The sequence below is a fragment of the Bacillus cereus group sp. MYBK101-2 genome, assembly GCF_051918845.1.
Taxonomy (GTDB): domain Bacteria; phylum Bacillota; class Bacilli; order Bacillales; family Bacillaceae_G; genus Bacillus_A; species Bacillus_A paranthracis.
The window spans coordinates 112,841-134,452 of sequence record NZ_JBQAIE010000009.1 but is presented as its reverse complement, the minus strand read 5'-3'; the positions used below and the strand labels follow the sequence as shown (position 1 = coordinate 134,452).

Below are 21,612 nucleotides of genomic sequence, written 5' to 3'. Positions count from 1 at the left end.
AGAAGAAGTTACGTATATAGCTTCGTCTTATCTCCCAGAACAAATTTGTTCTGCTGGAATTAGCACCTGCATCGCGGTTGCTGGGTTTCATCGGGCCAGTCCCTCCACCTCTCTGGATAAGAAAATATTCACTTAATTCTTACTATACGTAATTTCATTTCAATTGTCAAACAAATATAACAAATTATATTTTCTTCTTTACTGTTCATACTATACATATATGAATATGCAAGGAGGATTATGAAATGCACGAAAATGCCCGCGGATATGTCCAAGACTCTTTTCAATCATTACAAGAAGCAAAACAATGTTTAGAAGCAGCACTACAGACTGTTGAAAAAGATTTTAATCGCGCTCGTATTGAACAATCTCTTTATGCAATCGAACAAGCTATTCAACGCTGTGACTACACCGTTCACATTTTAGAACAAGATTGAAAAAACTTCCCATCATAAGGTGGGAAGCTTTTTCAAATGGCATACTTCATAATTATTGCCGTTATGATTAAAAAATATACAGAAAAATGCTCCTTACAATATGTAAGAAGCATGAAAGAGGCAAACGAATATGTAAGTCGCGACCCTACCTTATATGAGTATGCTTTTCTATACCATGTTATGCTTATCCAATATGCCATATTTCTTTTTAAATCTTGTAAGAATCGTAATCCAAGACGTACTAAATAATAGTAAGAAAACAACATTCGAAATTGCATGGCTCAAATCGAAATAAAAACTTGCGATATAATACGAAATGACTGTTTCCCACGTTGCCTCTCGTATAAAACCGAGAAGCCCCCAGAAATTCATGATCCAGCCAAATAAAAATCCAACAAACAATCCGTATAGTAGTCTTCCCCATAGCTTTTTCATTAAAAATGTATTACGTAATAATCCAGCTATAAAACCAATCATACCCCATGAAAACATTTGCCACGGCGTCCATGGACCTTGTCCTAAAAAGATGTTAGATACGATAGCTGCTGTTGCACCGATCATAAAACCAGTTTCACTTCCAAATACAATTGCAGAAACGATAATGACAAAAGAAGTCGGCTGTACACTTGGTAAAAGAGAAAATGGTACGCGGCTAACTGCTGCAATTGCCGCTAACACAGCAACGAGAACAATTTCACGTGAAACAAATGCCTTTCTTTCAAAGCGGATATAGAAAGGTAACATAATAACGACTAATAAAAACAAACTACTTAACATGTAATACCCATCCATGATAAGTGTAGTAAAGAGTAATGTGCCTATTATTACTGCAAAAATGCATATTATGAATGCAACATATCGTTTGGACACGCTTCGTACACATCCTCCCACGTTAATGCATATGGCAATTGTTTTCGAATGAATCGATTGATAGATGTTGTATAAAAAAAGTTGCCACTAAAAAATTCTTTCGGTGCATCATTCATAATAACTGCTCCGTCGAATAACATCATACATTGATCAACGTATTTCGCCGCAAACTCAATATCATGTGTCGCCATTACAATTGTTGTACCTTCTTTTTGCAGTTTTCTAAATAGCTCTCCTACTCTTTCTTTCTTCCACGGATCTAGTCCCTTTGTCGGTTCATCTAGTAATAATAACGCCGGCTTTGATAATAACGTTGTACATAATGCAAGTAGTTGTTGCTCTCCCCCGCTACAATCATGTGGATGACGTTCTTTAAGTGCATATATCCAAAACTTTTTAAGCTGATGTTCTGCTATTTCTTTTCCTTGTTCTCCATATAATTCACGCGCTCGTTCATACACTTCGTCCCACACTGTATCAAATGTAAAATGATAATATGGATGCTGCGATACATACCCAATACTTTTAAATCGTTCTTTCGAATCAACTTTATGTATCGCTTTCCCATTCCACTTTACTTTCCCTCTTCTCGCTTTTTGCAATCCAGCTAAAAGCGTTAACAGTGTAGACTTCCCTGTCCCATTCTTTCCAACGAGAGCTACCCATTTTCCTTTTTCAATCGATACTGTTAAATCTCGTAAAATGAGCGGACTATTTTTTTCATATTGGAACGAAATATGCTCGGCACTTAAAATGACTTCTTGCTTTTCACTTTGTGCTATTGGCTCACTTACATATGACATCGCTGAAAAATCATTCATTTTCATTTGCGCTTCTCGCACTGTAAACGGAATATCTTTCGTATTCCACTCTAAAAACAACCTTGGAATTTGCGGAATAAATGGACGGAACTTTTCTACTTCCCACATATTTGCTACAACCGTTTTCGGACTACCGTCATACACGATTTGGCCGTTACTCATACAAATAACGCGCGTTGCAAGTGGTATTACTTCATCTAAACGATGTTCACTTAACACGATCGTAATTCCAAGTTCTTCGTTAATACGTTTTAACAATCCTAAAAACTCTTTCGCAGCAATTGGATCTAATTGTGCTGTCGGTTCATCTAATAATAATAATTTCGGCTGCATAACTAATACCGCAGCTAAATTAACAAGTTGCTTCTGTCCGCCAGATAACGTATGAACAGATTGGTGCAATAAATCTTGAAATCCTAAGAAGCTAATAAGCTCTGCTATTCGTTTTTGAATAATATGTGATGGTAACCCGATATTTTCTAAAGAAAATGCTAATTCTTGAATGACCGTATCCATTACGAGCTGATTTTCTGGATTTTGAAATACCATTCCAATTTCTTGGGCAGATAACAAATCCGGTACATTTTCTAATAAAGTACCATCATAATATGTATCCCCAGTACGCTTACCAATTGGAAGTAATTCCTTTTTAAAATGTTTTAATAAAGTCGTCTTCCCGGACCCTGATCCGCCGGCAAATACAATAAACTCTCCTTTTTGAACAGAAAGAGAAATATGCTGTAACGCATATTCATTTTCATCAGCATATACAAATGATAAATTGTTTATTTCTGCATGCGCCACCATGTCCATTCCCGTCCTTCCATTATAATTGGTAAACTAATAAACATCGTAAATACGACAAACATCATCCCATCGAACTGCTGAAATAAAATCGATTCGACTTTCGGATAAATAATTAATTTTCCTCCGCCATAATTACTACATATAATAGCAGCTATAAGTAGAATACTTAAATAACTGAGCGTGTACCAATCACGCCTTTCCATTCTATACCGAATATATGTCGTACGTTTCGTTACACCAAATCCGCGAGCTTGCATAGAATCTGCCGTTTGCAGTGCATCTTCTAATGAACAAATTAATAATACTTGCAATAGTTGCATACCATTTTTCACCCGTTTCACAATGGAACCTGCGTCTACTTGTACACCTTTTGTTTTTTGGACGAGTATTATTTTCTGTAATCGCCTCATAAACAAAGGAACAAACCTCACTGTAATCATCGTTAACAATGCTACTTTCGGTGAAATTCTAGAAAACAAATATAAAAATTTATGACTCGAAATAATATCATTATACGAAGCAAACGTAAACATAATCGCAACTAGTAATAATCCCATTACTACTCCAAACATAATCGCCTCAAGCTTAATGCGGCTATCACCTAACCAAAATAACGTAGTTCGACCTCTATGCGTTAATAGCGAATTAAATAAAATGACCATAAAAAAGAAAACAATTGTGCTTGGTAACATCTTTCTTACCTTTTCGCTATTTCCTTGTATTATATTTATTATAACGATCAATAGTATTGCTCCAATTAAAAAAAGAGGATGAAGACACATCATACATAGTATCATCACCCCGATATAATAGAAAAAATTCACAAAAGGATGTAAAGAAGAAAAACTTATTTTCATAGTCCTTTACCGAATGCCTTTCTTAATTTAGTATACATACACCCATTCGATTGTATCTCCTGGCTTCACTGTAACTACACCCGCACTACGGTTTGGAAACGATCCGTTTACACGATATTTCCATCCGCTATTATCATTTACATCCATTTCATATAAATCATTAATACCTTTTACGTAAATATCACCTTTAGATCCACTCGCATCTACATCTAAACCTGTACGTTGCAATACTTTATATACTGTATCGCCTTCTTGTACATCAACCTTTTTCGCACCTAATAAGTATCCTTCATTACCTTTTACTGAGATAGTGACTTGTTTTGCTTTAGGTTCTGGTGGTACTGGTGGTACTGGCTTTGGTGGTGGTACCGGTGTTGGCGGAGTTGGTACACTATTGTTCTCTTCTGGATTTTTCTTTTGCTCCTGCTTCGGTGTTTCTTTCGGCTGATTCACAACCTTAGCTTCTTCTTTTACTTCTGGTGCTTTCGGTTGTTGCTGCTGTTGTGGTTTTTCTTCTTGTGCTTTTTGTTGTTCTGGTTGTTTATTAACAGCAGGCTGTTCCTCAGGTTTCTCTTCTTTCTTTACTTCCGGTTGTGCCTGTGGCTTTTCTTCTTTCGGCTTCTCTTCTACTTTTTGTTCTTGTTTCTCTTTTTGCTCTTCTTGCTTATTTTGCTCTTGTTCAGCTTGTTTTTCTTCCGGTTTTTCTTCCGGTTTCGCTTCATCTTTTTTCTCTTCTTGTTTTGCTACCTCTTCTTGCTTTGGTTCTACTTTCTTCTCAGGCTTTACAGCTGCCTCTTCACATCCGGCAAGTAGCCCAAGTGAAAGCAGTAAAGAAATAAACCATTTCACCTTACTCATGTTGTCTCTCACCTTTCATATTAAAAATTAGGAGCAAATGATTGCTCCTAATTTTTGTTAAGCTGCTTTACGTCTCCATAATACATATGCAGAAGCAATACATAATACACCCATACCTACTTCTGTCGCTGCACTATGAGAAGATGCTCCTGTTTTTGGTAACGTGCTACCGTTTCCTGACTTTTTGCTTTTAACCGGTTCGTTATCAACAACAACTTTTAAAGTGTCATCTTTCGTTTCTTGTTGTACTTGTTTTTGTTCTTTTTGCTCTTGTGGTTGTTCAGTAACTTCTTTTTCTACTACAACATTTTCTGAATCCACATTTGGTTTCGTATCGATTTCAGGAACAGATACATTTGACCAGTCATAAATCGATTTCCCAAGATCTTTAAACTGAAGTAAAGCTAATAATGCTTGCTCTGTAGCCATTCCGCTACCGTTTTGATCGCCTGGTAACCATTTAAATTCACCATTTGGAAGTTGATATGATAATAGGTTTTGCATTGCCTTATGAAGACGATTTTGATCTACATCTTTAACAAGCGATAATCCAATAATTGCTTGCGCAGTACTATTTGAATTTTCTTGTCCATCCGCTGAAAAACCACCATTTTGCAGCTGTTCATTATATAAATACGCAACAGCTTTTTGTATAGCTGGTTTCACATCTTCACGGTCTTGATAAGGAGCTAATGCTGATAAAACCATACCTGTTACATCAACGCTACTCGCACTGTCTTTACTGCTTGCACTATCATAAGTCCAGCCGCCATCTGTATGTTGTGCGTTTAAAAGTGCATCTACTAAAGCAACTCGATTCCATTTTGAATTCACTGGCACTTCATATTTCTTCGTATCAAATGCAAGTAAAGCAAATGTATAACCTGTAACAGAATTCACTTTATCTGATTCGTACAATTTTTGAACTAAATTATGTTCGCCTACCTTTGTTGGGTCTGCATTCATGGCATTCATCATAATAATCGTTCTAGCTAAATCTGTCGCTGAAAAACGATTAACGCGCTTTTCTACCTTTTCAGTTACAGCCTTAACATAATTTAATTTCGCTTCGATTGGTATATCCTTTCCAGAACGAGAAAGACCTAACGCTACCCAATCACTTTCAATTCCATCTTGTAACATCTTTTCAGATGTCTTAGAGATCGCGTCATTTACTTGTGCTGCTGGAACTTGAATGTTTTCTTGCTTTGGTTGTTCTGGTTTTTCTTGTTTTGGATCATCCGTTTTTGGTTCTTCTGGCTTTTCTTGTTTTGGATCATCCGTTTTTGGTTCTTCTGGTTTTTCTTGTTTTGGATCATCCGTCTTTGGTTCTTCTGGTTTTTCTTGTTTTGGATCATCTGTTTTTGGTTCTTCTACAGTTTTACAAGTACCAAATTTATCTAATGTTTGTTGTAATGTTTCTTGACTCATATTGTTCCAATCTGAAACAAATCGGAAAACAACAACATCTCCAGATTTTAATTTATAACTATCCGCTCCAACTTCTGCAGATTGATCATTTACATCATATAGCCAGCCGCTTGTAGCCCCAGCCATTAAGCCGTCAATGCCTTTTACATACGTTCCAAACGACATCGTTTCAGCTTCTACTTTGTCCCCCATGACTTTTTGCAGCAAGCTTAAAGCTGTTTCCCCATCTTTAATTTGCTCTTCTTTCGGACATAACATAATGCCCTTTTGTGATTCACCAATAATTGCAAGTTTTGCTGTATTTCCTTCAGCAAACGTAATATGTACTGTATTCGCAAAAGAAACAAATACAAGTGTAACTGCCATTAACGACGTAAGCAGCCATTTTTTTACCATTGCCATCCCAAAATTTCCTCCCTTACTACTATTCACACAAAAAAAGGCCCTTCAAGGGCGTGCAATTGACACTCTTTTTTTGTAAGTGTCGAACAAACTGTGCAACACCTCCTACCCGCATCATTCGCGGCTATATTTGTATAGGAAAAATAATTTTGTTCATGAACGTATCATTGTGATAACATTCACTTTTCTAGGCACAACTTACTTCCATTTAAGTTATCGTAAAACGATAAACCTATACATTCTGTTAATTTTAAATTTCTGTATTATTTTACTATTGACAAAGAATTTTGTCCATGCTTTATCGGATTTATTTTCTAAGAATAGTAACTTACTAACCTTTAACGATGCAAACTCTTTTCACTAATAATGACGCCATCTTCATCCGCATATACATATTCATTCGGCTTCCATTCTACTTGTCCAAATTGCAATGAAATATTTCGTTCGCCTTTCCCTTCTTTTACACTTCTATTTGGCATCGTTCCTAACGCTAAAATACCAATATTAATATTCTTTAGTTCACTAGAATCACGAACATATCCATTTACAATAATCCCTGCCAGCTTTCTTTTCTCCGCAATAGCTGCCAAATTATCACCAAGTAACGCACAATTCGTAGACGCACCGCCATCAACAACTAATACCGTTCCTTCTGGTAGTGTTTGCAATCCTTCTTTCACTAGTACATTATCATCCTTTACTTTCACCGTTGCAATTTTCCCGTGAAATTGTTCTTTCTTCCCAAAAGATCGAAAAGACTGGCGACATATTTGTAATTCCTTTTCAAACTCATCACATAGATCCGTAGTTTTCCACATCTTTTTCCCCTCTTTTCCTTATTCTTTCTATATAACATATTCTTGGATTCTTTTCGTTTCCCTGTCTCATGTTGCAAGAATTTGTATTGCGGGAAAAGGATAGAAAAACTATTGCCTTAGGAAGCTACCTTTATTATAATCTATTTCACAGATAAGTTTCAGAATATTAAAAATTAACTAAGTGAAAAAGGAGGTTTTTTATGCAATTACATACCGAGGTAAAAAAGCAGCCGAGTAAACGAAAGTTTAAAATGCCTGATGCGTATGTACTACTATTTTTTATTGCTTTACTATGTGCAATAGCTACTTATTTCGTTCCTGCTGGAGAATTTAAAAGAGTTACAAACGGGACTGTCACAACGACAATACCAGGAAGTTATCATTCTGTTCCACAATCGCCAGTAGGATTTGTTTCTTTTTTTACCGCTATTGAAAAAGGAATGACACTTGCTGCTCCGATCATCTTCTTAATTTTATTTACGGGTGGCGCTATTGCTATTCTTGAAAAAACAGGTGCTCTTGACGGTTTAATCTATCATGTTATTAACAAATTTCGTAATCAGCAATTACTTTTCATATGTATTGTCGCCGCACTCTTTTCCATTCTCGGAACGACTGGCATTATCGTTAACTCAGTTATCGGCTTTATCCCTATCGGCATCATCGTTGCCCGCACATTAAAATGGGACGCTATCGTCGGCGTAGCCATTATTTATTTAGGTACTTATGCTGGTTTTAATGCTACTATATTATCTCCTTCACCTTTAGGCATTTCACAAAAAATCGCGGAACTCCCAATGTTTTCAGGAATTGGTTTACGCACAGCAATTTATATCTCTTTTTTACTTGCTACCATTCTATATATTAATTGGTACGTAAAACGCTTAAAAAATTCGAATAAAGGAAGCATACTGGGAGATAACTGGTTTCCAAGTAATGCTCTTTCAAGTGAGAAAGAAATAGAGAAAACAGCAGTTCCTTGGACGATACGTCATAAACTGATTTTACTCGTTTCAGCTTTATCATTAATTGTATTTTTAATCGGCGCTTTTCGTCTACATTGGACAGACGCGGAAATGACAGCTACTTTTATTTTCATCGCAATTACAGCAGGAATAATAGGTGGAATGAAAGCAAACGATATCGCTTCTACTTTTCTAGCAGGCTGTCAAAATCTCATATATGGTGCTTTGATTGTTGGAATGGCTCGTTGTATTTCAGTCATTTTAGAACAAGGCAAATTACTTGATACAATTGTGAATCAGCTCGCACAATCTCTCGAAGGACAAAGCCCGGTATTTGGCGTTATCGGTATGTATGTAAGTAGTGCCGCATTACATTTCCTTATTTCATCCGGTACAGGTGAATCCGTTATTTTCATTCCGATATTAGCTCCATTAGCTGACTTCATGCACATTACACGCCAAGTTACAGTACAAGCTGTTATGCTCGGCGAAGGTGTAGTGAACTGCCTCAATCCAACTTCCGGTGTTTTAATGGGAGTACTCGCGGCGAGCGGCATTTCTTATGGAAAATGGATTCGATTTATGGCTCCACTTGCATTCATTTGGTTTATTATTGGACTTATTTTTCTTATTGTTGGCGTGAATATTGAGTGGGGACCGTATTAAAACTATGAAACTTTCTCCCTATTATTTCACCGTTATCTTATAATAATGAAAAAAAGGATTGATTATAGTAATCAATCCTTTTCACTTGCATCTCTCAAAGCTAAATCTCTGCAGCTAATAAATTGTACTCATTGTCAAAAGAAGCATGGATTCTATGGCCACCAAATACATCTCCATCATTGTATTCACAATATATATCATTTTCTCTCATTACAATGTCCATAAGAGTAATAGATTGCTCAAATGTTTCTTTCGTCATATCATATTCTCCTGCATCTACAGCATCCCAATCTAAATGTTCATCATTCTCATCATATTCAGGCCAAAAATCATTTTTATACTCTATTAATTCTTCCGCTATAGCAAGCTTAGCTTTTTTATCAAATTCCTCTAAACATACATAAAGCTTTTCTGCTCTTTTCAGCATTTCATGTACTTGTACACGCTCATTTCTAACATCCAATTCCCAATGTACTTTTCCTTCGTTTTGTTCATATGTATGTAAAGTTTCATTAAAGATAAACATTCCAATCAATTCACTATTTATTGATTTTTCCATGATTTCATTTCCTTTCTATCCCTGAAAAAGAAACTTTAATTAGTTTGATAGACATGGGACTGAACTCCTAATGCTTTATTTTTATGCTGACTTTTTTCATGAAATAAAACTCAGTTATCAGTCTAAACCATTTTTTAGATTTAACAATAATATGTGTGCATTTGTAAAATTCCAATTAAGTTTGTTAAAAATGAAAAATTCTGAAGTTAGTATTTTATTAAATTTTATTTCAATTCAATAGCATTTTTATCCTTCAAATAGCCCCTTTCATTCTAATTTCTGCATTCCTTTCAGCCGTTCTATATCCTTTTCTGAAGCCTTTTCTATTTTATACAATTCATAGCTACCCTTTATCTCATTTATCACTACAAATTCGATTTCATTCCGAACATAGCTTTTCGTTTTTCCTTTTTTATAACCAATAACATTATCTAATATAGTTTCCCCACTATCTTTTTTATATAAATTATAGCTAACAGGTGGACGACCAATTACATACTTATTATCAGAAAATCCGACTATATCATCCCTTCCTAATCCTGTCGAAGCACTCCAGACAAACATAATCTGAAATATAGAATAAACAACAATACCGCATAAGAAAAAAAATAGGATTGATTTAAAAAATAACTTTACAGGCATGCTTCTCAAAAGACATTCCCTCCAATTTCACCTCAGGATAGCAAGAACAATACGTGAATTTTGTATGCTAAGGCACCAAAGTTTTTATAATGTTCCACAGCTAGTTTAAATAGTGCATCCTTACCTCAAAAACTATCGTAGAGAGTAGCTCGGCTTATGACCTTTCTCCCAAAATAAATACATAGCTTTATTTAAAGCTTGCTCTTTATTAAAACTAATCTTTCTACCCATTAACCACACCCCCGTATTATATATTTTAGTATAAATATTTTGGAACGATAAGCCCGCAAAATATTTTGAAATTAATTCTTCCGTTAGAGGGCGCTTTAAAGGTTTATATAACTGTATTAATAATAATCAAAAACACTTGAAGTTGACGTTGGGTCATTTTATATACTGTTAAGTAGCTACTATTTCGCAATTTCATAAAAGAAATTAGAAAAATAGGAGGTTTTCATATGAAACAGGGCGATATTATTATTTATGGATGTGTCATTATAGGTGCAGGTATTGGACTGCTACTGGATCATGGATTTCCTGGTGCACTAATTGGATTAGGAGCAGGCTACTTACTTAAAAATTTTCTTAGTAAAGAAGGTTAGAAGCGAAATAAGAAAATAATCGTTAAAGATAAAATCTTAACGTACAGAAAGGTAGGTTTATCAGTTGATACACATTAATAAAGTTGCAGAACTGACAGGCGTTACAGTAAGAACACTGCGTTATTACGATAAAATCGGATTATTAAAACCAGCATCCAAAACAGAGGGTGGCCATCGTTTATATACAAATGAAGAAATAAAAAAACTTCAGCAAGTTCAATTTTTAAAAAAGGTTGGATTTCCGTTACAAGAGATTAAACATATGCTCGACTTCAATGAGTGGGATTGGTCGGATAGTTTAAAGAGCCAATTATCTTATGTAATAAATGAGCAGGAACATTTAAAGAAAATAGAATTATCCTTACGAGAAATGATAAATGGAATTGCGTTAGAGGGAGAAGAAAGCTGGATCGCGATTCAAAAAATCATGCAATTATCCAGCAAAGATAAAGAAATACAACAGTATTATCGCGAATCTGTATTTAAAGAAAAAGAAATAAAACTATTGGAAAAGGTTCCTAAAATGGCAAGTGACTGTTCTGATTCACTCGAATGGATTGCTCTCATCGGCCAGTTAAAGCGTTATATGAAGGATGGCCCAAAAGCAACGAAAGTTCAAAATATCATAAGACGAATGGAGGAAAAACGCTTAGAAGAATTTGAAGGTGAGGATGAATTTCTAAATAAGCTTTGGGAGATAAGGATGGCTCCCGAACAATCAGAGAAACTTAGTTTATATCCAATCGATCAAGATGTGCTTCAGTTTATGAACGAGGCATATGCCATTTTTATGACTAAAAAAAATAATCCTGAGCCGGAATAAGTGGGAAAGCACAATGGGTACAGAGCAACTTCTCCTAATAGGCGGATTAGCTATATTAGACACGCTAAGCCCTACTACAATAGGAGTAACAATATATCTACTTTTAACAGATAAAGAGCGTCTCACGAAACGTTTATTCGTTTATTTATTGACGGTAGCAGGATTTTATTTTGCTGTTGGCGTTTCACTCATGTTAGGATTAGATTTTTTGTTTAAGTTTATTTCTAGCTTATTTCAAAACCGAATCGTAAGCTGGTCGTTCTTCATTATTGGTGTCATATTATTCATTGCAAGCTTCTATATTCCACCTAAGAAAAATTCAGAGATCCCTTCACCAAAAACAAAAAGTATTTTTTCAATGATTGCACTAGGATTCACTACTACATTAATTGAAGCGGGTACTGCATTTCCTTATTTTGCGGCAATTGGTATACTGACTACGTCTAATCTATCATGGGTAGAATGGTCTTCTATTTTAGCTGGATACAACTTGATCATGGTATTGCCCTCTCTCTTGCTGTTTCTCTTCTATCTCCTGTTTGGTCGATGGATGCAAAAACCTCTCGAGAGAATTCGAGTGAAAATCGCTAATAGTACAGGATCAGCTCTGTCATGGATTATGTGTATAGTTGGCTTCCTCCTAATATTAAATAGCCTGGATTATTTATAGGGTATTTATAGAACCTACAATCAGGGGAATATGTTTGAAACTACAGAAGTTACTTACACCTACCATTCCCCCACACCAGTCCGTCTTTTATAGGCAGTTACTCTCCCTTCCATCTTCCTCATATTCACCTAATTTTGATGTAAGATTCCTACTACCTGGGATAAAATATGATGCCATCCAATTTATAATTATTTCTTCCAGCTCTGGATGAAGTGGCTTTCTTGCTCCTTCTTCATAATTCTTTTTAAAATCTAATGCTTTAAACTCACCTTCAAAAACTTTCAAACTATGATCCATATTTTTTATTACATATACTTCAGAATCACCTTTCACATAATCACTGATCCGCTTAGCTCTTTCAGGGTCAGCCTGAATATCTTTATCACCAGCGATAGCTAGCACTGGACATGTTACTTGTTGTAAGTCTTTATAAATGTCATGCTGAAAATGCTCTCTAAACCATTTTGCATTCATCGGTTTAAAACCAACTTTAATCGTATCTTTTTCTGTATTCATCATTTTCTCTTTTATTTTTTCCATCTGCTTTTCTCCACGTTTCTCCACATTGAGAAGGCGCATTAGTTTTCCCTTTATTCCTTTTTGTTCTTTTAATTCTTTATAAGCAATCTCTCTTTGTCTTTTCGTAGCTTCTTCTAACGATTCCGCAGCTCCTGTAAGAAGGATGAGTCCATTAACTGGTGTTCTTGCATTTACTACAGTTGCTAACATACAGCCTTCACTATGACCAGCTAAAATGATATTTTCCGGATTAACAAATGGTTGTTCTTTTAAATACGTAATCGTAGACTCTATATCACTAACTAAATCCCACATTCCAGTCTTCAGAAATTCTCCGTCACTCTTTCCTACTCCGCGTTTATCAAAGCGGAGCGTCACTACCCCAAGTCTCGCCATTACATGCGCTAAATCTTTATATATGTTCGCCTCAAGCTTTAGTGGTACGATCGTTCCATCACGATCAATCTCTCCAGATCCCGCGATAATGACAATAGCCGCATACTTCCCGTCAGCTTTCGGTTTAGTGAGTGTACCTTGCAAAGTAAACTCACTATTGATCGCTACTTCATATTCATCAAAAGTCATCATTTTGTCCCCCTATTCTTTTATATCCAATTTAAATTTCAAACTCGTTATTATATTTTTATACTCTCTTACATCTTTCATTGGAGCAAAAACTGGATTCTCTGCAATACTTTGTAACATACTTCGCTTTATAATCTCTTCATTTCTAACTGTTTTAGCGCCGAGTGGAAACTCTGCAAACCATCCATCAATCGCATCAAAATAGGAATCACCGTGTAAATGCAGACTATTTACTGTGAAGCTTGCCGCACAAACCGTTACATATTTACGTAACATTTCTAACGCCTTTTCAAAATTCCCTTGCATACAATATACTTGCGCAGCAGCATAGTATACTTTTAAAGTCATATTAGGATGTAATGTTTCTATTTCATATATATCTATTAACATAAAAGCTCTATTCAAAATCACCTCTACTTTTTCAACGCTTGAGGCATTTACTACTACATAATTCGGTATTGTCGCAACGAGTTGTATTAAATGTTGATACATGCTAATTTGCATTATTTCATTCGCCTTTTTAGTATTTCCAAGCATTTGATACGCCTGTGCGATTAAATCTTCCTCTGGAACGTTAGGACGTATCGTTTCACCAAGCAATTGCAATGCTTCATTCGGTTTATTGAGTATAAGATAGCAAGTTGCTTGAAACGATACCGCCTCTTTTACAAGAGAAACATCATCACTTTCTTCCTGAACCCTGCTAAAGAGATACATTGCTTCTTCTAACATTTCAATTCTTTTATCCGTGTCCTCCGTTAACATGTGATGATTAATAAAAAGTATTCCTATTTGAATTAATAATGGAAAACAAGAATAATATTTTTTTATGATTTTCCTGCACTCCATCATTACTTAATCAAATGGTTTTTCACTAAAAGCTTCCGCTAGTCTATGATATAAATTTTTAATATCTTCCTGTTCCATTTGCGGTTTATAACTCATTAGTTCATCTATACTTAGGTTAAAGTACGATGCTAGCAGTGGTAAAAATGTAATATCCGGATAACTCTGCCCCGTCTCCCATTTGGAAACAGACGCCTTCGTAATACCGATATACGCCGCTAACTCTTCCTGTGTAATTCCCTTTTCTTTTCTCTTATCCACAATTACTTTATGAATGTTTATCTCCTTCACATCATCACCTCATACTTTTATTATATGCTTTTATTTCACACAAAATATGGATTTAAAGTCGACTTTCGTTAACAAAATCAACTGTTAGGAAACATGTCTCTAAAATCAAAGGCAGGGACATATTTGATATGTCCCTGCCTTTTTATTGTGGGGTACCGATACATGGCCATCTAGCTAAGATTTTGAAGTACTTCAAAATCAAACATTGCATCTCACCATAGTTTTCTATGAGATTCCAGTGAACAGCTTATTTATATAGTTTTCGAAAGCGGAAGTTATTTTAAAATTCTATGTTTCGATTTTTTCTTTACCCTTACGGATAAACCACCATATCAAAGCCACAAATAGCACGAAAAACGGTATTATTTGAATAAAGAAAAATCCTTTCCAAAAATAAAGTGGATTATTATATATAAATTCTGTTGACGCCTCATGTGTATAAGAAACAAACGAACCTACCAAATAAGCCATTGGAATTGTAATTAGATTTATCCCTAGAAAGATCATTATTAATGATAAGTTTTTATCTTTAATTTTTGGTGAACCAGACTTGATAAATAAAAATGTTGCAGTGCCAAATATAAGAAAAAGTGGTATTACATAAAAAATTCCCATAACATCCCTCCGTGATTTTAATTGTACCATCAGGAAAGACAACTTTGTGCAAATTTGTATGAATAGGGTATTCATGCGGGGTTAACATAACGCATCATTATCAGGATTCAATATATCTGGAATCCTATAAAACTCCCCTCCAGTAAAGCAATCTGGAGGGGTTCATATTCACATAATCAGTGAAAACGGAAGTTATGAGGTAATTTAACTGTGCTAGTATTTACTTTATGTTTGGTGGTTTTTTATGGAACAATAGACTTTTAAAAATTTCTTTATGTTGAGGAACTAACTTTTTTGGTAGATTTTTGAGTGAAAAAAAGTGATTATTTAGGGATTCGCTACTCGATTCTAATAGTTCTCCTTCAAATTCATAACAAGTGAACAAAACTTTGAACACGGAAACTTGATCGCCATTTGAAAGTGTTCTTTCGTATTTAGGTCCAGAGTGGATATCGAAAAATTCCAGTTTCCCTAATTCAAGTCCTGTTTCCTCAAATACTTCTCTTCTTGCTGTATCTTGTATGGTTTCTCCTAACTCCATAAAACCACCTGGGTGACCCCAATATCCGTTATCTGTTCGTTTTTGTAGTAATATGCGATTTTCTCTATCGAATACAATTACTCCCGCGGAGACCATAATCACTTTTTCATGACCCACCATATTTCTTAAATAGTTAATGTAATCCATATATGTCCCTCCCTTATTTTTTTCTTTCATTTCTTTTTCCGGCAACATCTATGTATTATTTTACTATTTAAAACAAGTAATTTATTGTTTGATTTTGGTTGTATATTCTATACATATCAGGTTAACATAACGTCTCATTATCAGTAGCATGGAAAAAGGAGAACCTTCTTTTTTAGTTCTATGAATCTATACATATTCTATACATTCCTATTCTGGTATTGTTTTATGGTTCTTGTTTGTTACTGGATTAGCTAAAAAACTGTATAAAATCTTGCATACTCTTATGCGTGGTTTTTTTTAAAAATACTAGCATCCCCAATATATGCTTTCTTATGGGTATTTTTTGAAACCTCATTAAAACACTCTCCAGACCTTTGGCTATCTTTAAGGGTAACTCTTGTTTATTTAAATTCCTTGTAAGGAGGCATTGTCCTCCTCCCAAAGCCAAACAAATGATTCATATTATAGTCTATTTCAAACTGAATATTCGATCTTTATTCATTTTAATATAGGTATGTAAATAAAAGGGATAATCAGCCCCATAATGGACTAACTATCCTATAACTTCTTATCTAAACTTAATAAAACTAAAACTTCTTTCCCTATGTATCATTACTTCGTTACCTCGCCAAACTGCGCTCTCGTCACTTTCGCCAAGTCATCTACTTTAAGCTCAATTTGCACGCCAATTTTCCCTCCACTTACAATCATCGTTTCAAGTGATTGGGCACTTTCATCAATACATGTAGAAAATAGCTTTTTCATTCCAACTGGTGAACAACCGCCTCGAATATATCCTGACACTTTCGTAATATCTTTTACAGGAATCATTTCAATTTTCTTTTCACTTACTGCTTTTGCGGCAGCTTTTAAATTTAGTTCCTCATCTACCGGGATGATAAACACATGATAATTTTTACTATTTCCTTGAGCGATTAACGTTTTATATACTTCTCTCACTTCTCGTCCAATTTTCTCGGCTACTGATACGCCATCAATTTTCCCATCATCTGGATTATATGACATCATCGAATATTCAATTTTCTCTTTATCTAATATTCGCATCGCATTTGTTTTATCTTTTTTCATAACGTTCTCCTTAAAAGGTTATTTCATATTATTAAGTTTTATTATACACCCTTTTCCATTTCTCCTACATACCTTCACATATTTTTCAAAACTAAAAATATTGATAATTCAAAAATCATCTGATATAATTTGGAAAAACTTATGTTAAGGAGAGATTTGTAATGCAAAATTTTAATACTTCTTTCCAACTTCATCATCATACGTAACGCCGTGTATCCGAAGAAAAATTTTTCTTCGTGGGTACAGGGCTTTTCCTGTTGACCCACGAAGCGTTTATAAAGCTATGTGGGTATTTTTATACCTGCATAGCTTTTTTTAATTTAAAAAGGAGTGATTACAATGGAAATGAGAAATGTAAAAGGAACGAAAGACTATTTACCAGAGGAACAAGTGTTGCGAAATAAAATTAAAAGAGCTTGTGAAGATACATTTGAACGATACGGATGTAAACCGTTAGAAACGCCGACATTAAATATGTATGAGCTTATGTCATACAAGTACGGCGGTGGTGATGAAATATTAAAAGAAATATATACACTTCAGGATCAAGGAAAACGCGACCTTTCCTTACGATACGATTTGACAATTCCATTCGCAAAAGTCGTGGCAATGAACCCGAACATCCGCCTTCCTTTTAAACGGTATGAAATTGGGAAAGTGTTTCGAGATGGCCCTATTAAACAAGGGAGATTTCGTGAGTTTATACAATGTGACGTTGATATAGTCGGTGTTGAGTCTGTCATGGCAGAAGCTGAACTTATGAGCATGGCGTTTGAGCTGTTCCAAACGTTAAACTTAGAAGTAACAATCCAATATAATAACCGAAAATTGTTGAACGGTATTCTCCAGTCTATTAACATCCCTACTGAACGAACGAGTGACGTCATTTTATCATTAGACAAAATCGAAAAGATTGGGATTGATGGTGTACGGAAAGATGTACTTGAGCGCGGAATTTCTGAAGAAATGGCTGATACGATATGTAATACCGTATTATCTTGTCTACAGCTTTCAATTGCTGACTTTAAAGAAGCTTTCAATAATCCACTCGTTGCAGATGGGGTAAACGAATTACAACAATTACAGCAATATTTAATCGCTCTTGGAATAAATGAGAATACGATATTTAATCCATTTTTAGCACGAGGACTGACAATGTACACAGGTACTGTATATGAAATCTTTTTAAAAGATGGCTCGATTACATCTAGCATCGGTAGCGGTGGTCGTTACGATAATATTATTGGAGCATTCCGTGGCGATAACATGAACTATCCAACAGTCGGTATTTCATTCGGTTTAGACGTTATTTATACAGCACTAGCGCAGAAAGAAACGATATCATCTACAGCGGATGTATTTATCATCCCGCTCGGGACAGAATTACAATGCTTACAACTTGCCCAGCAATTACGTTCTACCACTTCCTTAAAAATCGAACTCGAACTAGCAGGACGCAAATTAAAACGTGCCCTGAATTATGCCAATAAAGAAAATATCCCTTATGTGCTTATTATTGGAGAAGAAGAACTTAGTACAGAAACCGCTATGCTGCGGAATATGAAGGAAGGTAGTGAGGTGAAGGTTCCGCTTTCTTCTTTGAAAGATAATACATTGAATAAGTATTTTACAATGCCTACTACGTTATGACTGTGAAGTATTCTCAAAATGTAAATCCGGTCAACAAAAAAAGGGCTGTCCGCGCATAGCAGCCCTTTTCCCTTAATAAACAACACCTTCATAAGTGAAATTATATTAACGATTTTTTGAATATATCTATCATAATTTACACTATATCAACGATACATAGATTTTTTCATTTTATAGATAATCGGGTGGTTAATTTACATAAAATAATTATAATCAATTTAATCCTACAAAGCTTTAACATCCAATTCCCTATTTTGATAATATATGGTTTTCTAACTCTACTACCAATTCAAGAAAAATTCATATCCGTCTCTACTATATCACTTTCATCTATTAACTTTTATTTTGTGCATTCCTACTCTCCAAAACTTTCTCCATATTATGAGTCGCCCATTCCATCATTAATAGAATGATTGGACGTAGTGATTCACCAAGCTCTGTTAATGAATATTCTACTTTCGGAGGCACTTCACGATATACTTCACGATGTATAATGCCATCCGCTTCAAGTTCTCTTAGCTGCAGTGTTAACATTCTTTGTGTGATATTAGGTTTTAATCTTTTTAATTCATTAAACCTCTTTGTACCATCTAATAAATGATACAAAATAACTCCTTTCCATTTTCCGCCAATAACCTCAACCATAGCTTCCACTGGACAAGAATATTTATTTAAAAACGGGTAATTTATATTATTTTCGTTTGAACAATCCATCATAAATCCCTTCCTCACCAATAGTATCTTTTTTGATACTATAACACATAAATGTGCGTACTTGTATCTATGTTACTTTAAAAATATAATTTACTTACAAAATAAATTAATGAAAAGAGGAACTTTTATGACAAATACAAAAGAAATTACAAAAGAGAAAATTATGGAGGCCTTTCATTTCAGACACGCATGTAAAGAGTTCAATCCCATGCACAAAATTTCAGAAGAAGATTTTCATTTCATTTTAGAAACAGGCAGATTATCTCCCTCTTCTTTTGGATATGAACCTTGGAAATTTATTGTCGTACAAAATAAAGAATTAAGAGAAAAACTACAACCGTATTCATGGGGCGCTGGTGGGCAACTTGCAACAGCTAGTCACTTTGTCATTGTTCTTTCAAGAAACATTAAAGATATGCATTATGATGCAGAGTATATTAAACATATGATGAATGATATTATTGAATTACCTGAAGACACTCAAAAAATTAGATATGAATTTTTCAAAAAGTTCCAGGAGACAGATTTTAACTTATTACAATCCGATCGTGCTGTATTTGATTGGGCATCTAAGCAAACTTATATTGCTTTAGGTAATATGATGACGAGCGCAGCTCAAATCGGTATTGATTCTTGTCCAATAGAAGGATTTGATAAAGAGAAAGTAGATTCTTTACTTCGTCAAGAAGGCATTATAAAAGACGATAATGTTGAAGTATCAGTTATGGTTGCTTTTGGTTACCGTAAAGAAGAGCCAAAGCGTGATAAAACAAGACAGACTATGGATGCAATTGTTGAATGGATTTAATAAGATAACATGCGCTCCTTATAGCTGCATACCCATACGAAAGAAGTAGAATTTAATTTTTCCTATGTATGAAATTGGTTTTTCATGGAAAACTATATTAGTATGTATGCAGTTTAAACACTCTATTTATTAGAGTTGGACAGGAGGAGAATGAATATGTCTGATATTGAAGTTGGCGAAGTGTTTACGCTTAGTGATGAGAATAACGAAGAGCAAGAAGTAGAAGTGCTCGGAGCGATGGATGTCGAAGGCGCAGAATATATTGCCGTTGCCTTTGTTGAAGATATCCAAACAGAAACCGAGGAAGACATTGATATTTTCTTTTTAAAAGTAGAAGAAGATAGTGAATTCTCATACATTGAAAATGACGAGGAATTTGAGAAAGTATCTGCTGCGTTTGAAAAGATTTTGGATGAGCAAGAGCAAGAATAGAATGAAACACACGAGGACGGATACATATCCGCCCTCTTTTTATTTTTCACTCACCCAAAGATTTATGCAGCAATTCCAGTACATCTTTCATCACAAAAGGACCGTCTTGTTTCACATGCTCAGCAAATTCAGAAACGAGACGTAGTGTACTCACACTTTCAACTGGATGCTCTCCTGAAGCACTTTCAGCAGAAAGCATAACAGCATTCGTTCCGTCCAGTACAGCTTGAAACACATCAGTTACCTCAGCCCTTGTTGGAATCGAATGATCTACCATAGATTGAAGCATTTGGGTCGCTGTAATAACATATGTATTCGTTCGATTGCATTCCTGAATCATCATTTTTTGCAAGAGCGGAATAAATTGAAACGGTAACTCAACTCCTAAATCTCCCCTTGCAATCATGATTCCATCTACTTCTTTACATATATCTTGAAAATTCTCGATCGCTTCCATCGTTTCTATTTTTGCAATTAAATTAGGTGACGTTTCTTTATACTGTTGTATAAAATCTCGTATTTCTTTTATATGACTAGGTTTTCTTACGAAAGAACATGCAATAAAATCAACACCTTCTTCTAAAAGAAACTGAATATCTTTTTTATCTTTCTCTGTAATAGCTGGTAAACGAACGATTGCGCCTGGTAAGTTCACCCCTTTATGAGATGAGATATTACCACCTGTTTTCACCTTCGTTTCTATTTTATCCGTACTTACTTTCTCAACGATTAACTCAACTTCACCATCATTAACTAAAATTCTACTTCCAACTTTCACATCATTCGCGATTCCTTCATAATCAACACTTGCTTCCGTACTACTCCCTGTAACTGGTTGCGTATGCAAAATAAAAGAATCTCCCGCCTGAAGTGTAATTTGTTCTCCTTTTATTTCACCTAACCTTATTTTAGGACCTTGTACATCGCCTAAAATTTTAATAGAATCATCTAACGATTTCACTAAACGAATGATATCTTTATGACTTTCATGCGTCCCATGTGATAAATTTAGCCGAACAATTTTCATACCATTGCTTATTAACTGCGCTAACGTTTCTTTATTATTACTTGCTGGCCCAATTGTACAAATTCGATCGATTGTCATTTTTATCACCATCCTTTTTCATTATGATTCCCATAAACCTTC

At 35.0% G+C, this 21,612-nt stretch carries 22 protein-coding genes, 2 pseudogenes and 1 riboswitch; of the genes and pseudogenes, 8 read left to right on the top strand and 16 right to left on the bottom strand.

Annotation, left to right across the window (positions count from 1 at the left end; translation table 11 throughout):
* Nucleotides 1–24 precede the first annotated feature (24 nt).
* Nucleotides 25–123, bottom strand: a riboswitch (SAM riboswitch).
* 122 nt (nt 124–245) lie between these two features.
* Entirely contained in the window at nt 246–437 is a 192-nt protein-coding gene (locus ACTFSI_RS18220) for a hypothetical protein (RefSeq protein ID WP_000545001.1), read from the top strand.
* A gap of 168 nt (nt 438–605) precedes the next feature.
* On the opposite strand, the gene ACTFSI_RS18215 is transcribed toward ACTFSI_RS18220, so the two are convergent.
* From ACTFSI_RS18215 to rraA, 6 genes are all read right to left on the bottom strand, one after another.
* Complete coding sequence (locus tag ACTFSI_RS18215; protein WP_041184123.1) at nt 606–1,307, bottom strand: ECF transporter S component; 702 nt, start codon at nt 1,305–1,307, stop codon at nt 606–608.
* The gene (locus ACTFSI_RS18210; protein ID WP_440045546.1) at nt 1,280–2,941 is read right to left on the bottom strand and encodes an ABC transporter ATP-binding protein; all 1,662 of its coding nucleotides are present in this window, start codon (nt 2,939–2,941) and stop codon (nt 1,280–1,282) included. The genes ACTFSI_RS18215 and ACTFSI_RS18210 overlap by 28 nt, the downstream gene beginning before the upstream one ends.
* Entirely contained in the window at nt 2,914–3,792 is an 879-nt protein-coding gene (locus ACTFSI_RS18205) for an energy-coupling factor transporter transmembrane component T (RefSeq protein WP_440045545.1), read from the bottom strand. The genes ACTFSI_RS18210 and ACTFSI_RS18205 overlap by 28 nt, the downstream gene beginning before the upstream one ends.
* Nucleotides 3,793–3,819: 27 nt before the next feature.
* Nucleotides 3,820–4,650: a DUF4430 domain-containing protein gene (locus ACTFSI_RS18200; RefSeq protein WP_139895181.1), complete on the bottom strand. Its 831-nt coding sequence runs from the start codon at nt 4,648–4,650 to the stop codon at nt 3,820–3,822.
* A 57-nt stretch (nt 4,651–4,707) separates the two neighbouring features.
* The gene (locus tag ACTFSI_RS18195; RefSeq protein ID WP_440045544.1) at nt 4,708–6,483 is read right to left on the bottom strand and encodes a DUF4430 domain-containing protein; all 1,776 of its coding nucleotides are present in this window, start codon (nt 6,481–6,483) and stop codon (nt 4,708–4,710) included.
* 338 nt (nt 6,484–6,821) lie between these two features.
* Nucleotides 6,822–7,301: a ribonuclease E activity regulator RraA gene (gene rraA, locus ACTFSI_RS18190; protein WP_440045543.1), complete on the bottom strand. Its 480-nt coding sequence runs from the start codon at nt 7,299–7,301 to the stop codon at nt 6,822–6,824.
* A 200-nt stretch (nt 7,302–7,501) separates the two neighbouring features.
* Here rraA and ACTFSI_RS18185 point away from each other — a divergent pair, with 200 nt between their 5' ends.
* Nucleotides 7,502–8,932 carry a YfcC family protein gene (locus ACTFSI_RS18185; RefSeq protein WP_440045542.1) on the top strand — a complete coding sequence of 477 codons (1,431 nt, stop codon included), beginning with the start codon at nt 7,502–7,504 and terminating at the stop codon, nt 8,930–8,932.
* A gap of 100 nt (nt 8,933–9,032) precedes the next feature.
* Here ACTFSI_RS18185 and ACTFSI_RS18180 read toward each other — a convergent pair whose 3' ends face one another.
* The 3 genes and pseudogenes from ACTFSI_RS18180 to ACTFSI_RS18170 all read right to left on the bottom strand — a co-directional run.
* The gene (locus tag ACTFSI_RS18180) at nt 9,033–9,491 is read right to left on the bottom strand and encodes a DUF2262 domain-containing protein (RefSeq protein ID WP_000415699.1); all 459 of its coding nucleotides are present in this window, start codon (nt 9,489–9,491) and stop codon (nt 9,033–9,035) included.
* 267 nt (nt 9,492–9,758) lie between these two features.
* Nucleotides 9,759–10,133: a hypothetical protein gene (locus ACTFSI_RS18175; RefSeq protein ID WP_440045553.1), complete on the bottom strand. Its 375-nt coding sequence runs from the start codon at nt 10,131–10,133 to the stop codon at nt 9,759–9,761.
* A gap of 128 nt (nt 10,134–10,261) precedes the next feature.
* Nucleotides 10,262–10,364 (bottom strand): annotated as a pseudogene (locus tag ACTFSI_RS18170) (TetR/AcrR family transcriptional regulator); the annotation flags it as partial.
* A gap of 227 nt (nt 10,365–10,591) precedes the next feature.
* Between ACTFSI_RS18170 and ACTFSI_RS18165 the strand changes: the two are divergent.
* From ACTFSI_RS18165 to ACTFSI_RS18155, 3 genes are all read left to right on the top strand, one after another.
* Nucleotides 10,592–10,735: a hypothetical protein gene (locus ACTFSI_RS18165; protein ID WP_440045541.1), complete on the top strand. Its 144-nt coding sequence runs from the start codon at nt 10,592–10,594 to the stop codon at nt 10,733–10,735.
* Nucleotides 10,736–10,799: 64 nt separating this feature from the next.
* Entirely contained in the window at nt 10,800–11,558 is a 759-nt protein-coding gene (locus ACTFSI_RS18160) for a MerR family transcriptional regulator (RefSeq protein WP_000581353.1), read from the top strand.
* A 13-nt stretch (nt 11,559–11,571) separates the two neighbouring features.
* The gene (locus tag ACTFSI_RS18155) at nt 11,572–12,228 is read left to right on the top strand and encodes a GAP family protein (protein ID WP_000536414.1); all 657 of its coding nucleotides are present in this window, start codon (nt 11,572–11,574) and stop codon (nt 12,226–12,228) included.
* An 87-nt stretch (nt 12,229–12,315) separates the two neighbouring features.
* On the opposite strand, the gene ACTFSI_RS18150 is transcribed toward ACTFSI_RS18155, so the two are convergent.
* From ACTFSI_RS18150 to ybaK, 5 genes and pseudogenes are all read right to left on the bottom strand, one after another.
* Entirely contained in the window at nt 12,316–13,332 is a 1,017-nt protein-coding gene (locus tag ACTFSI_RS18150; RefSeq protein ID WP_440045540.1) for an alpha/beta hydrolase family protein, read from the bottom strand.
* 12 nt (nt 13,333–13,344) lie between these two features.
* Nucleotides 13,345–14,469 (bottom strand): annotated as a pseudogene (locus ACTFSI_RS18145) (helix-turn-helix domain-containing protein).
* A gap of 288 nt (nt 14,470–14,757) precedes the next feature.
* Nucleotides 14,758–15,084, bottom strand: coding sequence for a hypothetical protein (locus tag ACTFSI_RS18140; protein ID WP_440045539.1), 327 nt, complete (start codon nt 15,082–15,084; stop codon nt 14,758–14,760).
* A gap of 220 nt (nt 15,085–15,304) precedes the next feature.
* Complete coding sequence (locus ACTFSI_RS18135; RefSeq protein WP_440045538.1) at nt 15,305–15,772, bottom strand: NUDIX hydrolase; 468 nt, start codon at nt 15,770–15,772, stop codon at nt 15,305–15,307.
* 612 nt (nt 15,773–16,384) lie between these two features.
* A complete protein-coding gene (gene ybaK, locus ACTFSI_RS18130) occupies nt 16,385–16,861 on the bottom strand; it encodes a Cys-tRNA(Pro) deacylase (RefSeq protein ID WP_440045537.1) in 477 nt (158 codons plus the stop codon).
* Between the two features lie 339 nt (nt 16,862–17,200).
* Between ybaK and ACTFSI_RS18125 the strand changes: the two genes are divergently transcribed.
* On the top strand, nt 17,201–18,511 hold the full coding sequence (locus tag ACTFSI_RS18125; RefSeq protein ID WP_440045536.1) for a histidine--tRNA ligase: 1,311 nt from the start codon (nt 17,201–17,203) through the stop codon (nt 18,509–18,511).
* A gap of 333 nt (nt 18,512–18,844) precedes the next feature.
* Here ACTFSI_RS18125 and ACTFSI_RS18120 read toward each other — a convergent pair whose 3' ends face one another.
* Nucleotides 18,845–19,225 (bottom strand): winged helix-turn-helix transcriptional regulator, encoded by a 381-nt coding sequence (locus ACTFSI_RS18120; protein ID WP_440045535.1) that lies wholly within the window; start codon nt 19,223–19,225, stop codon nt 18,845–18,847.
* A gap of 109 nt (nt 19,226–19,334) precedes the next feature.
* Here ACTFSI_RS18120 and ACTFSI_RS18115 point away from each other — a divergent pair, with 109 nt between their 5' ends.
* Both ACTFSI_RS18115 and ACTFSI_RS18110 read left to right on the top strand, forming a co-directional pair.
* Entirely contained in the window at nt 19,335–20,033 is a 699-nt protein-coding gene (locus ACTFSI_RS18115) for an NAD(P)H-dependent oxidoreductase (RefSeq protein ID WP_138321556.1), read from the top strand.
* Nucleotides 20,034–20,183: 150 nt separating this feature from the next.
* On the top strand, nt 20,184–20,465 hold the full coding sequence (locus ACTFSI_RS18110; protein WP_001997837.1) for a DUF1292 domain-containing protein: 282 nt from the start codon (nt 20,184–20,186) through the stop codon (nt 20,463–20,465).
* 46 nt (nt 20,466–20,511) lie between these two features.
* Here ACTFSI_RS18110 and ACTFSI_RS18105 read toward each other — a convergent pair whose 3' ends face one another.
* Nucleotides 20,512–21,582, bottom strand: a complete 1,071-nt coding sequence (locus tag ACTFSI_RS18105) for a pyruvate kinase (protein ID WP_080776538.1) — start codon at nt 21,580–21,582, stop codon at nt 20,512–20,514.
* Nucleotides 21,583–21,612 lie beyond the last annotated feature (30 nt).

Bases quoted from the DNA above. Each gene is read 5' to 3' on its own strand.
- ACTFSI_RS18185 (WP_440045542.1), top strand. From the start codon at position 7,502: ATGCAATTACATACCGAGGTAAAAAAGCAGCCGAGTAAACGAAAGTTT.
- ACTFSI_RS18175 (WP_440045553.1), bottom strand. From the start codon at position 10,133: ATGCCTGTAAAGTTATTTTTTAAATCAATCCTATTTTTTTTCTTATGC.
- rraA (WP_440045543.1), bottom strand. From the start codon at position 7,301: ATGTGGAAAACTACGGATCTATGTGATGAGTTTGAAAAGGAATTACAA.
- ACTFSI_RS18140 (WP_440045539.1), bottom strand. From the start codon at position 15,084: ATGGGAATTTTTTATGTAATACCACTTTTTCTTATATTTGGCACTGCA.
- ACTFSI_RS18150 (WP_440045540.1), bottom strand. From the start codon at position 13,332: ATGACTTTTGATGAATATGAAGTAGCGATCAATAGTGAGTTTACTTTG.
- ACTFSI_RS18155 (WP_000536414.1), top strand. From the start codon at position 11,572: ATGGGTACAGAGCAACTTCTCCTAATAGGCGGATTAGCTATATTAGAC.
- ACTFSI_RS18120 (WP_440045535.1), bottom strand. From the start codon at position 19,225: ATGGATTGTTCAAACGAAAATAATATAAATTACCCGTTTTTAAATAAA.
- ACTFSI_RS18180 (WP_000415699.1), bottom strand. From the start codon at position 9,491: ATGGAAAAATCAATAAATAGTGAATTGATTGGAATGTTTATCTTTAAT.
- ACTFSI_RS18200 (WP_139895181.1), bottom strand. From the start codon at position 4,650: ATGAGTAAGGTGAAATGGTTTATTTCTTTACTGCTTTCACTTGGGCTA.
- ACTFSI_RS18115 (WP_138321556.1), top strand. From the start codon at position 19,335: ATGAAAAGAGGAACTTTTATGACAAATACAAAAGAAATTACAAAAGAG.
- ACTFSI_RS18105 (WP_080776538.1), bottom strand. From the start codon at position 21,582: ATGGTGATAAAAATGACAATCGATCGAATTTGTACAATTGGGCCAGCA.
- ACTFSI_RS18110 (WP_001997837.1), top strand. From the start codon at position 20,184: ATGAATATGTCTGATATTGAAGTTGGCGAAGTGTTTACGCTTAGTGAT.
- ACTFSI_RS18220 (WP_000545001.1), top strand. From the start codon at position 246: ATGCACGAAAATGCCCGCGGATATGTCCAAGACTCTTTTCAATCATTA.
- ACTFSI_RS18165 (WP_440045541.1), top strand. From the start codon at position 10,592: ATGAAACAGGGCGATATTATTATTTATGGATGTGTCATTATAGGTGCA.
- ybaK (WP_440045537.1), bottom strand. From the start codon at position 16,861: ATGAAAAAAGATAAAACAAATGCGATGCGAATATTAGATAAAGAGAAA.
- ACTFSI_RS18205 (WP_440045545.1), bottom strand. From the start codon at position 3,792: ATGAAAATAAGTTTTTCTTCTTTACATCCTTTTGTGAATTTTTTCTAT.
- ACTFSI_RS18125 (WP_440045536.1), top strand. From the start codon at position 17,201: ATGGAAATGAGAAATGTAAAAGGAACGAAAGACTATTTACCAGAGGAA.
- ACTFSI_RS18210 (WP_440045546.1), bottom strand. From the start codon at position 2,941: ATGGACATGGTGGCGCATGCAGAAATAAACAATTTATCATTTGTATAT.
- ACTFSI_RS18195 (WP_440045544.1), bottom strand. From the start codon at position 6,483: ATGGCAATGGTAAAAAAATGGCTGCTTACGTCGTTAATGGCAGTTACA.
- ACTFSI_RS18135 (WP_440045538.1), bottom strand. From the start codon at position 15,772: ATGGATTACATTAACTATTTAAGAAATATGGTGGGTCATGAAAAAGTG.